The organism is Marinobacter sp. (assembly GCF_048266785.1).
Taxonomy (GTDB): domain Bacteria; phylum Pseudomonadota; class Gammaproteobacteria; order Pseudomonadales; family Oleiphilaceae; genus Marinobacter.
In genome coordinates this window covers 20302-32131 of the sequence record NZ_JBLWYX010000022.1, presented here as the reverse complement: position 1 = coordinate 32131, position 11830 = coordinate 20302, and the positions used below count along the sequence as shown (strand labels likewise).

Here is an 11830-nt window from a genome sequence, read left to right as displayed (position 1 = left end):
CGCTCGCTATCAGTAGTGGGCCACGAGGCTGAAGAAGGTACGGGGGCTCTTGTCGCCTTCGGTCTGGACGTCCCGGTTCAACGGCTGACTGAACTCGGCCGTGGCGAACAGGTTGTCGAGCAGGTTCACGCGCAGGCCCAGACCGGTGGAGAAGAGATTCTGGTGGCCTTCGAAACGCGCTTCCGCCTTGGACCAGACCTGGCCCGCGTCATAGAACGCGTAGTACTGGATGCCGCGAGGAAACAGCGGCAGGCCGAACGAGTTGTAGCGGAGCTCAAGAGCAGCGGCCCAGCCGCTGTCGCCGGCGACTTCGCCATCGTCATAGCCGCGACCGAAGTTCGGCCCACCCAGGGCGATTTCTTCGCTGGCCAGCAGAGGTCTGTTGGTTACCTGACCGGTTGCGGTGGCCAGCAGGCTGAAGTTGCCGGGTAGCTGCTGGATGCGAGTGAGGTCGGCGGTGAATTTGGTGAAGTCGCTGCGGCCGTTGAAGCGCGAGGCGTATTCGGAGCCCTCATCGCTGGCGTTCATCAGGTCCAACCCCTGATGAACGGTGGCGCGGGCGGCGGTGATGCCATTCCAGCTATCGGTCCGGTCGTAACTCAGGCCTGCGCGCAAGATGCGCAACCTGTCGCGGTTGAAGGCTTCGCCGGCGATATCCGTATAGACGTTGCGATATTCGAATTCGCTGAACAGGCGCAGGTTCTGTCTGCGCGAACGAATCAATGGATAGCTCAGCGAAGCGACCTCGGAGATCACTTCGCTTTCCACGTCCAGCTCCTCCAGCTCCAGACCGGGCTGGGAATGGGCGTAGGAGGAGGTGAAGGCACCGGCCAGGCCGTCGCTGTTGAGCAAGGCATCGTAGGTGCCCGAAACGCCCCAGGATCGGTCCAGAGGGATGGACGTCCTGGCGTTCAGGCTGAAGCGGTCCGCTCGGCTGCCGAACGAATTGAAACTGATGTTCGCACCCAGTTCCGCATCGCCCAGATAGCGGGAATTGCGATCGCTCAGGCTGAGCGAGCTGTCCACGGCCTTCCTCTCGGTGGAGATCACGATCACCGAACCACCCAGCTCTGTAGGCGATGGCTCCAGGCTGCCCCGGACGGTCAGGCCCGCGAGGTCGTTGGCCAGCAACAGGCGGCGCTCGATATCGGCGATGTTGATTGGCCGAACGCCGCGTAGCGGCTCGATCAACTTGTTGACGGCCGCCTTTGCCGGACCGATGTCGTCAGGCATGACCACACCGGAAACGAAACCTTCCACCACTACCAGGCGGAAATGGCCATCGTCGATCTCCTGCTCTGGCACGATGACCCGCGTCGTGATGTAGCCGGCGTTGCGGTACTTGACCTCCAGATCGTTGGCGATCTTGAACAGGTCCAGCACAGTGACCTGCTTGCCGATCAAGTCGCGATACAGCGCCTCGAGTTCGTCCCGAGAAAAGACCGTAGCCCCTTCGATGGTCACTTGCGTGAGCGTCAGGGTGAATTTCTCCGCACCGGCTGGCGCCTGGACCGCCGGGGACTGCGGAACCAGGATGGGCCCGCCCGGTGCTGCGGGCATGGGCATGACCGGCAGCGGCGCCTGGCGCCCAGGCTCTGCCGCGGAAGGAATCTGCTGTGCCAATGATGGCAGCGAGAGCCCCATCAGCAGCAACGCGGAAGGAAGAACACGAAGAGGTGAAGGCTTGCTCATGGCGCGCTGCTCGAAAAGGGAACGGTGATCTTTCGGTTTTGCAGTAGGAGAGGCCGCAATTGTTGTTGTGATATCACAGTGATATCACTTTATTTTTTTCAGCGGCGTTCTGTCTATAGCGAATAGGCCGTGTAACGCCATCGACTGTGAATGACCTGTCTTTAGCTCAGGTCGACGAGCGGAGGCGCCGCTCATCGGCACCCTCGCTTTTGTCTCAAGGCGGCGTATGACAGGGGCTACAGCCGCCAAGGCACATGGATGAACATGCCTTTCGTCGGCTCGTTTGCACGGGGTGAAATAAAGCGCCAGAGCGAGATGCCTGGATCCAGGATTCGCGGCCTGTCGTCCCGACTGGCCACAACGGAAATGACGCCTCTGATCGTTCGGCTTCGCGTTGCGCTGAGCCCATCCATGCGAGCTTCTCGGCAATATCCTTCCGGACAGAAGCCTTCGGCTGTTCAAACTCTGAACAACATGCTACAAACAGGCGCAAGTCAAATGACCTAGTCGCTTGAAAACGAAGGGAAAACCATGACCAAGTCGGAGTTGATCGAGCGTATCGTCACCCAGCAGGGGCTGCTTTCTTCGAAGGATGTCGAGCTGGCCATCAAGACCATGCTCGAGCAGATGGCTCAGGCATTGGCTACCGGAGATCGCATCGAGATTCGCGGCTTCGGCAGTTTTTCCCTTCACTACCGCGCGCCCCGCATCGGCCGTAACCCCAAGACCGGGCAATCCGTTCCGCTCGATGGCAAGTTCGTCCCGCACTTCAAGCCGGGGAAGGAGCTGCGGGATAGGGTCAATGAGGAAGAGTAGCGTGCAGGCGTCTGCGACTCGCTAAAAGCGCGCCCTTAAAAAATGTCATAAGTCATCAAGCCCGGCGGAACTTTTCGGCCGCAACAGGTACGAAATCCCGGTTCGCTCGCATCTGCTTTGATGCGCATTTAGAACAGGGATTCGGGAATGATCGTGCCTCAGCAACCCAACACAACTGACGAGATAGATCTGGTCGAACTGTTTCGTGCGCTTTGGCGGCAGAAGCTACTCATCATTGGCGTTACGCTCATCGTCATGGTTATAGCTGCTGCCTACGCTTTTCTAGCAACGCCTTACTATGAAACCCGAACCTACCTGCGACCCGTACCGCAGAGTAATCTCGATCAGCTCAATGAAACAGGCATCTACAAGCTGACCCCCGAAGAAGCGATCAACAGGGTGGCAGGTGGCCTTTCGTCCTATGACAACCGTCTGGACTTTTTCCTGAACAACCAGGAGCTTTTTCAAAATATCCCCAAGCGTGGCGACTCGCTCGAACAGACCTTCGCGGCCTTCAACGAGACGGCATTCGAGATGCTTCACCCCGATCCCAAGAAGACGGATAACCGCAGCGCTTTCGTCGGCCTCAAGCTTACTTATCCCAAAGGAATGGACGGTGCGTCCGTGGTGAATGGCTTCGTATCCTATGTGGTGGAGCTGGAGCGCAAGGAGATCGCCGATGACCTCGAGAGCCTGATCAATAATCGCTTGTCCAGCTTGGACATGAAGATGGAAGCGCAGCGGGCAAGCTACAACGCCTCCAAGGAAGCGGCTATCGCGGGTCTTCTTGAAGAGAGTGCCCTTAACCGGGCCCGGCTGCAGGACGAGCTCGCGGCTTTGCGTGAGGAGCTGAAAACACGCCGGAACAACCGTATTCAGAAGCTCAGCGAGGCAATCGAGATTGCCGAATCGCTGGGGATCCGCACGCCAACCACGCCGTCGGCCATGACGCAATCCACACGCAGCGGTACGCAGGTCATTCGCACTGAAGTGACCAACCAGGAGATACCCTTGTATTTCATGGGCACCGAAGCGCTGACGGCAGAGCGTGATGCCCTCGCTAGCCGAGAATCGGACGATTTCATCGAGCCTCGTATTGCCGAAATCCAATCCGAACTGACCATGCTCGAGAATAATCGTGAAGTCGAGATCCTTCAGGAGCGAGATCAGGAAGACCTGTACCTGACCGACCTTGCCGAGCTACGTGAGGAAGCCGCACGTCTGAAAGGAATCAAGCTCGATACGGAACGGTTGCGGCTGGTTCGGCTGGACCAGCTCGCACTCCAGTCGCTGAATCCTGTCAAGCCGAAAAAAGCCATGATCATCGCGTTAGGGCTTGTGCTCGGTGGGATGCTCGGTGTGTTCATCGCGCTGATTCGTAGCTTGATGGTGCGTAGCGCTGAGCAATAAGCTTTACGTTCCCTCGGATCATGCACTTTGTATGTCAACCTAGGCAGGTTCTGAGTTCGCCCGTGCACGCCTGGTTAAGCCATGCTGCGTACGAGGGGCCGGCTTAACCCACACTTTGGATAGCCAGCGCAAAGAGAAGAAGGCTAGCGAAGGTGGTGCCAACTCCCCTCCGGATGATTAAACGGCAGCTCGGCTACGTGAACGTGTGCTGCGAGGGGCTCCTATCTGTCCCATTCGTGGCATTTCTGCGTAATTACGGCACTTAGCTCGAAGACTCACGGCCTGTATTTCCGTACTTAATAATTATTATCATTCCGCGCGCCATGGTATTGCTGCCATTTTCAGTTTGGTTTCTGTAAACGCTAGAACCGTACCGCTCGCTGTGACAGAATTCCGCTTTTTGTGATCTACAACGAGACGGAAATGACCAGCGGCCACCCTTCAGCGACTGATGAGATAGACCTTGTTGAGCTTGCTCAAGCGCTCTGGGGCCAAAGGTTACTCATTGCACTTTGTACCGTTCTTTTTACGCTCCTGGCTTTGGGTTATTCCTACACAGTTACCCCAACCTACACATCCCAAGCGACAATTGCACCAGCTTCCATTAATAGCTTTGGCATGCTCGCTGGCACCCTAAATCTTCGACGCCCCACGTATGGAGAGTCCGCTATCTCTGGTGGTATTCGCTTGGCGAATGACGCTTTCGATGTCTTGGTCGATAACCTCAACTCTCAAATCGTCCGGCGAGGCTTTGACGAAACTAATGCTGCCTACCGCCAAGTTGTATTTCAGGCGAGTCGGGGAAGACAGGCGGCTGACCCCGTCTCGCTAAACGCGACAGGGACAGAGCCTGAGTTGTCCAAAGCGTTCATCGATGCATATTTGACTTACACAACTGCTACGACAGCTGTGCAGTTGAATGAGTTTTTAAACGGGATGGGTGTGGCTGAAGAAGTGGAAGTTTCAGCTCTCTATCGTTTGGAGCAATCTGCAACGGTCCCGTCTGTACCGGTAAAACCAAAGCGCACATTGATCATTGCGCTAGGCTTCGTTTTAGGCGGGATGGTCGGAGTTTTCATTGGGTTGATTCGCTCGATGTTGACCAACCGCATCAGCCGCAACGTTTGATGGAAGCTGGTCGGAGCACGCTTCTGAATCCTTAGTTAAAGGAGTAACGTATGGATTTTCCACACATCGAACATCACGGCGCCAAGGACGGCGTGACCGGCTCCTGCCACCAGCTCGACATGAATGCTACGACCAGTCTTCTAGTCGACTGCGGGCTGTTTCAAGGTGACGACGCTTCCATTCCGAGCGGCGAGGGCGGTAGCCGTCTACCGATCGACTTTCCGCTGAATACCATCAAGGCGCTGGTGGTCACCCATGTACACATCGACCATGTCGGGCGTATTCCCTATCTGTTGGCGGCAGGCTTCGCGGGGCCGATTCTGTGCAGCGAGGCTTCGGCAAAACTCCTGCCCATCGTTCTTGAAGATGCCTTCAAGCTGAGCTTCAGCCGCGACCAGCAGCGTATCGAACGTTACATCGACATCGTTGAAAGCCGCCTCGTCGCGCTGCCTTATCAGCATTGGTTTACGCTGGTAGATACCGACGAACTGAACGCGCGTATCCGCCTGCAACGTGCCGGCCATATCATTGGTTCCGCCTATGTGGAAATCGATCTGAATTATCCTCAGGCAGGGGAGAGCAAGCGGATAGTGTTTTCCGGCGACCTGGGCGCACCCCATGCGCCTTTTCTGATGCCACCGCAACCGCCCGAACGTGCGGATATCCTGGTGCTGGAAAGTACCTACGGCGACCGCCTTCACGAAGACCGGCAAACCCGCCGCCAGCGCCTAGAAGCCGTCATCGAACAAGCGTTGCAGGACCAGGGCACAGTCCTGATCCCCGCCTTCAGCATCGGCCGCACCCAGGAACTGCTCTACGAACTGGAAGAAATCATCCATACGCGCTCTATAGGCGCGAGCTCACTCGCAAATATGCTCCCTTCCGAGACCGCACCCGCTTCTTCCGCTTCTGTAGGAGCGAGCTCGCTCGCGAACAACAACTCCGACCATCTCCCTCTCCCCGCTGGGGAGAGGGCTGGGGTGAGGGGAAGGGAAGCCATGCCAGAGAACGGAATGACCTCCGAAAGCGCCGGGTTGAGAAGCGAAGAAACCAGCCCCGCAATCAGCAGCGATGCCGAACAACCCCCTCTCCCCCTGCGGGAGAGGGCCGGGGAGAGGGAGATAAACGAAACACCCCTGGCCGCAAATCACTCACCTGAACAGACCACCACCAACTGGCCCGAACTCCCCATCATCCTCGACTCACCCCTGGCCAGCCGCTTCACCGCAGCCTACCGTGAGCTGAAACCCTTCTGGAACCAGGAAGCACGCGACCGAGTCCAATCCGGCCGCCGCCCGCTGAGCTTCGAACAACTCATTACAATAGACAGCCACAGCGACCACCAACGAATAGTGAACCACCTGACTCAAACCGCACGCCCCGCCATCGTGATTGCCGGTGGTGGCATGTGCTCGGGTGGCCGCATCGTCAATTACCTGAAAGCCATGCTGGGCGACAAAAGACACAACGTCCTTTTCGTTGGCTACCAGGCCAAAGGCACACCAGGGCACGCCATCCAGACCTACGGTCCGAAAGGCGGCTATGTAAACCTGGATGGTGAACGCTTCGATATCCGTGCTGGCATTAGCAGCATCGGTGGCTACTCTGCCCATGCGGATCAGAACGGGTTGGTGGATTTTGTGACTGGGATGCAGCAGTGGCCGACTGAGATTCGGATAGTGCATGGGGAGCAAGAGGCCAAGCAAACCCTTGCCGATCGGCTATATGCGGAGTACGCACAGCGAAATAGACCGCTTTTGGAGATCGTATCTGCGGGCTAGAACATGAGAACAAGCAACGTGCGCTGATGTTGAGGAATACTCATCAAGCGGAGCATATATGCCAACCGAAGCCTTAACATCTGATGCCATACGTTACAATAAGAATGCAGTAGTTTTTAATTAACTTGAGAAGTCAGTGACGTTGGAATGGTAGGTGATGGATAACACGGGATTTACAGCTAGACTGCTCAATGTGTGTCTCAGGGGCGCGACTCTGGTAAGTAAATTCTTGCTGGTCTTCATGCTTGCGAAATATTTGCAGCCGAGTGCCCTTGGTATATATGGCTTGCTTGTGGTTACTATTGCTTATTCTATATATCCGCTAGGATTTGAGTTTTACACTTTCAGCTCCCGTGAGCTTGTCCGGACTGATCTAAAAGATAGAGCGCAGAAGTTGAAGAATCAGATTTCTATGCATGCTGTGCTATATGTTTTTGTCATGCCGATTCTTATGTCGCTATTTTACTTTGAGTTTCTTCCTTGGCGGCTAGCTCCGTTTTTTTTGCTTCTGGTTGTGCTCGAACATTTAAATCAGGAAGCTATGCGATTGTTGATTGCGCTACAATATCAACTGGTTTCAAGTATAGCTTTATTCCTGCGTCAAGGCCTTTGGGCTCTGGTTTTAGTATTGCTAATGCTGTTCTATCCGGAGTCCCGGAAACTGGATTATCTGCTAGTAGCGTGGGTAATAGGCGGTTTGCTAGCGTTATGTTTGTCTGCTTATGTTTTATTGAAAGTTTCCTATGTAAAGGGTAGGTTGTTGAGTCGAACCGACTGGAGCTGGGTGCTGAAGGGAATGAAAATTGCTCTTCCCTTATTTGCTGCCTCACTAAGCGTCAATTTTATTATAACTGTGGATCGTTACTGGTTCTCATTTTTACAGGGCGAGGCCAATTTAGGAGCTTACGTTTTTTATATGTCTATAGCTTCGGCAATGATCACATTTATGGACGCTGGGATTTTTTCTTTTTTATATCCCAAGCTTTTAGCTTGTCACTCCAATAAGGATGATATTGGTTTTTTGTCAGGTCTAAAAGCAATGTTTTTTCAAGTTGCGGTGGTGTCGGTTCTTTTTGTCGCTATTGTGTTTTTCTTTGCAGATTGGTTTTTTTCCCTGTTGGGAGAGCCTGTATATTCGGAAAATATAGGTGTTTTCTATATTTTAGTTTTTATGGTTTTGCTCCAAGTGTTTAGCTATATCCCCCATTATGGGCTGTACGCGCGAGGCGAAGATAGGGGGATCGTAGTATCTAATATAATGAGTGTTCCTCTATTCATTGTAAGCGTTTTATTGCTGGCCCAGTATGACACCTTGTATGCAATACCTATAGCGTTGTGTATTGTATATGGTTTTGTCCTGATATATAAGACCTGTGCGTATCATTTGAGTTCCGAACCTGCGAAGGCGATAGTATGAATATTCTTGGTGTGATAGGGCGCGAGAGAAGGCTGTTTGATAATGATATCGATAATAGTAAGGAAAGCTTAGAGAAGATCGTTGCTGGGTCCAGGTTCTTGGTTCTTGGTGGTGCTGGCTCCATTGGTCAAGCAGTGGTTAAGGAAATCTTCAAGCGTAACCCCCAAAAGCTACATGTTGTTGATATCAGCGAAAACAACTTGGTAGAACTGGTGCGAGATATTAGAAGTTCATATGGATATATCGACGGGGATTTTCAAACCTTCGCCCTGGATATAGGTTCGGCGGAATACGATGCATTTTTCAAGGCCGACGGTAATTACGATTATGTGCTTAATCTTTCGGCGTTGAAACATGTGCGCAGCGAGAAAGACCCTTATACCCTGATGCGCATGATTGATGTCAATATCTTCAACACAGACAAAACGCTGAAGCAGTGCATTGACGCTGGGGTAAAGAAATATTTTTGCGTTTCCACTGATAAAGCGGCCAATCCGGTAAATATGATGGGCGCGTCCAAGCGTATTATGGAAATGTTCCTTATGCGCCGCAGCCTTCAAATTGATATTTCCACTGCTCGCTTTGCTAATGTGGCCTTTTCAGATGGCTCCTTGTTGCATGGCTTTAATCAACGTTTGGAGAAGCGGCAACCAATAGTTGCTCCAAACGATATCAAACGTTACTTTGTTACCCCTCAAGAATCAGGGGAACTTTGTCTAATGAGTTGTATTTTTGGCGAAAATCGCGACATATTTTTCCCCAAGCTAAGCGAAAACCTTCATCTAATTACTTTTGCCGATATAGCAGTTAAGTATCTTAAAGCTAAGGGATATGAGCCCTATATTTGTCAAACTGAAGAAGAGGCTCGTGCATTTTTTTCCGAAAAAGCAGAAAAACATGAGCAAGCCAAACAGTGGCCTTGTCTGTTCACTTCCAGTGATACCACTGGCGAGAAAGATTTTGAAGAGTTTTTCACCGACCAAGAAACTCTCGATATGCAAAGCTTTATCAATTTAGGTGTAATAAAAAACCAACCGGAATTTGACGAGAATCTACTCAGCAACTTCAGCGACAGTATCCTTGCGATGAAAAAGAATGAGGGCTGGAGTAAGCGAGAATTGGTAGATCTTTTTTTGCAAATGTTGCCTGAGTTTGGGCACAAGGAAACTGGTAAATACCTCGATAGTAAAATGTGAGCCTCGATATGCACACCGAACTCGTTCAATTTGTACGCGATCTTTATCAGACACAAGACTTTATTCCCTTGCATGTGCCTAGTTTCACTGGTAACGAAAAAGCGTACCTGAACCAAACCATCGACAGCACTTTTGTATCCAGCGTGGGCGAGTTTGTTGATCAGTTCGAAGCGCAGATTCAAACTTTCACCCGCAGCCAGCGCGCTATCGCTACGGTAAATGGCACTGCTGCACTGCACACCGCTCTTTATATGGCAAACGTCAGGGCTGGGGATCTGGTTCTCACCCAAGCGCTCACATTTGTCGCCACTTGTAACGCTATCCACCAACTAGGTGCGCAACCGGTGTTTATCGACATCGAGCCCCAGGCATTTGGTCTATGTCCTAAGGCAACCGAGTTCTGGCTTGAAAATAACGCTCAGCTGGATAGTGACGGTCAATGTCGTCACAAGCAAACTGGCGCGCGTATTCAAGCGCTTGTACCTATGCACACCTTCGGACATCCCGTCCGGCTGGCAGAGCTTTTGGCGCTGAGCGAAAAGTGGAATCTATGTTTGGTCGAAGACGCAGCAGAAAGCCTTGGCTCCTACTATCAGGAGCACCATACGGGCACTTTGGGGCGCTTTGGAGTATTGAGTTTCAATGGTAATAAAATTATTACCACAGGTGGCGGCGGCATGCTGCTTTGTCGCAACTCCGAGGATGGTGGAGTTGCCAAGCATCTGACCACCACCGCTAAACAGCCACACCCTTATGAGTTCTATCACGATCAGCCCGGCTTCAATTACCGCATGCCCAATCTAAATGCCGCCCTAGGCTGTGCGCAGATTGAGCAACTGGAGGCTCGTCTAGTCAGCAAGCGGCGTATTGCCCATCTCTATCAGGAGTTCTTTGCCGAAAGCGACTATCGTTTCGTTGCAGAGCCCAGTTATGGGCGTTCCAACTACTGGCTCAACGCAATCTACTGCCCAAGTGCTCAGGCTCGTAACGAGTTGTTGGAAAAAACCAACGCTCAGGGGGTCATGACTCGTCCCGTATGGCAGCTCATGCACCGTCTGCCTATGTACCAACAGTGCCTAAAAGGTGAGTTAACCTACGCAGAGCAAGCTGAAGCCCATCTGGTCAACTTGCCTAGCTCAGCCTTGGAAATTTAATTTTTTATTGAATTTGGGTTGTGAAAAGTTTTGCGGCAATGGCGAAAAAACTGAGTCAATGATTCACTATTTAGCACGGCAAATAGGTGCAGGGCGCCGAAGCTGGTACTTAGAAGGGATAGTATATGGAAAGACGAGAGAAGTTTGGTGGTGTAGAGATAATTTCAAATGTTTATGTGGTTGGGGCAAGTGGATTTGCTTTAGAGATCTCTGGATATATTAAGGATAATAGCAAATATAAGATAGCTGGTTATTTCGATAAAGAATATGTTGGGAATGATTACTTTTCACCTTTTTTGGGCTCGGAGGAGGAGTTTGAATTTAATTCCGGTGATAATATAGTCATTTCTATAGCTGATTGCAAGGTTAGAGGTAAAGTTTATCTTAAGCTAAAGAAAAGAGGGCTGAAGTTTCCTAATATCATACATCACAGTTGTTATGTTTCTTCTATTGCAGATATAGCTGAGGGAGCAATACTGTGTCCGTTCGTCACGATCACTTCAAACGCTATTATAGGTAGAAATTTCCATGCGAACATATATAGCTATGTGGCGCATGATTGTGTTCTCGGAAATAATGTCACATTTGCGCCTGGTGTGAAGTGTAACGGAAATGTGATAATTGAAGATGATGTCTATGTTGGTACTGGTGCAGTCATATTTCAAGGCAAGCCAGGTAAGCCTCTAATTATCGGGGCGGGCTCAGTAATAGCTGCAGGTTCAGTGGTTACTAAAAGTGTTCCTGCAGGAAAAATATTTTTTGGTAGTCCCGCTATAGAATTTACTAAAGAAAATATAAAAAGGAGGTCTTGATGAGTAAATTCCTAAATAGCATTCCAATAGAGAGCATAGAAATAGGGATGTCGGCTTCGTTTTCACAAACTATAACAGATGCGGACATAAAAGCCTTTGCAGCTATTTCTGGGGATAAAAATCCTGTACATGTAGACGGTGTTTATGCTTCTAGATCAAGATATAAAAAGAGAATAGCTCATGGTTTGCTTACTGCTTCTTTTTTTTCTTCTCTTTTCGGCACAAAAATACCGGGGGAAGGTTGTGTATATGTATCGCAGAGCCTAAATTTCAAACGACCTGTTTATATAGATGATACAGTTACCGCAATAATCGAAGTTATAGATGTTAAAGTTGATGCGAAAAAAGTTTTTTTTAAAACGATATGTAAGGTTGGCGGTAAGATTGTTACCGATGGTGAGGCAGAGATTTTTATTCCTTAGCT

General features: G+C 51.2%; 10 protein-coding genes. 9 read left to right on the top strand and 1 reads right to left on the bottom strand.

Annotation, left to right across the window (positions count from 1 at the left end):
* Window positions 1–9: 9 nt before the first annotated feature.
* Entirely contained in the window at window positions 10–1692 is a 1683-nt protein-coding gene (locus tag ACN0V1_RS19485; RefSeq protein ID WP_417546581.1) for a ShlB/FhaC/HecB family hemolysin secretion/activation protein, read from the bottom strand.
* 531 nt (window positions 1693–2223) lie between these two features.
* On the opposite strand from ACN0V1_RS19485, the gene ihfB reads away from it, so the two are divergent.
* The 9 genes from ihfB to ACN0V1_RS19440 all read left to right on the top strand — a co-directional run bounded on the left by ihfB (window position 2224) and on the right by ACN0V1_RS19440 (window position 11828).
* The gene (gene ihfB, locus ACN0V1_RS19480) at window positions 2224–2508 is read left to right on the top strand and encodes an integration host factor subunit beta (protein WP_014852485.1); all 285 of its coding nucleotides are present in this window, start codon (window positions 2224–2226) and stop codon (window positions 2506–2508) included.
* Window positions 2509–2655: 147 nt separating this feature from the next.
* A complete protein-coding gene (locus ACN0V1_RS19475) occupies window positions 2656–3918 on the top strand; it encodes a Wzz/FepE/Etk N-terminal domain-containing protein (RefSeq protein WP_417546580.1) in 1263 nt (420 codons plus the stop codon).
* A 423-nt stretch (window positions 3919–4341) separates the two neighbouring features.
* Entirely contained in the window at window positions 4342–5046 is a 705-nt protein-coding gene (locus ACN0V1_RS19470; protein WP_417546579.1) for a Wzz/FepE/Etk N-terminal domain-containing protein, read from the top strand.
* Window positions 5047–5096: 50 nt separating this feature from the next.
* Window positions 5097–6827, top strand: a complete 1731-nt coding sequence (locus ACN0V1_RS19465; protein WP_417546578.1) for an MBL fold metallo-hydrolase RNA specificity domain-containing protein — start codon at window positions 5097–5099, stop codon at window positions 6825–6827.
* Window positions 6828–6981: 154 nt separating this feature from the next.
* The gene (locus ACN0V1_RS19460) at window positions 6982–8244 is read left to right on the top strand and encodes a lipopolysaccharide biosynthesis protein (RefSeq protein WP_417546577.1); all 1263 of its coding nucleotides are present in this window, start codon (window positions 6982–6984) and stop codon (window positions 8242–8244) included.
* On the top strand, window positions 8241–9440 hold the full coding sequence (locus tag ACN0V1_RS19455; protein WP_417546576.1) for a UDP-N-acetylglucosamine 4,6-dehydratase: 1200 nt from the start codon (window positions 8241–8243) through the stop codon (window positions 9438–9440). Before ACN0V1_RS19460 ends, ACN0V1_RS19455 begins: the two co-directional genes overlap by 4 nt.
* 8 nt (window positions 9441–9448) lie before the next feature.
* Entirely contained in the window at window positions 9449–10594 is a 1146-nt protein-coding gene (locus ACN0V1_RS19450) for a LegC family aminotransferase (RefSeq protein ID WP_417546575.1), read from the top strand.
* Window positions 10595–10719: 125 nt separating this feature from the next.
* A complete protein-coding gene (locus ACN0V1_RS19445) occupies window positions 10720–11406 on the top strand; it encodes an acetyltransferase (RefSeq protein ID WP_417546574.1) in 687 nt (228 codons plus the stop codon).
* Window positions 11406–11828, top strand: coding sequence for a MaoC family dehydratase (locus ACN0V1_RS19440; protein WP_417546573.1), 423 nt, complete (start codon window positions 11406–11408; stop codon window positions 11826–11828). The genes ACN0V1_RS19445 and ACN0V1_RS19440 overlap by 1 nt, the downstream gene beginning before the upstream one ends.
* Window positions 11829–11830 lie beyond the last annotated feature (2 nt).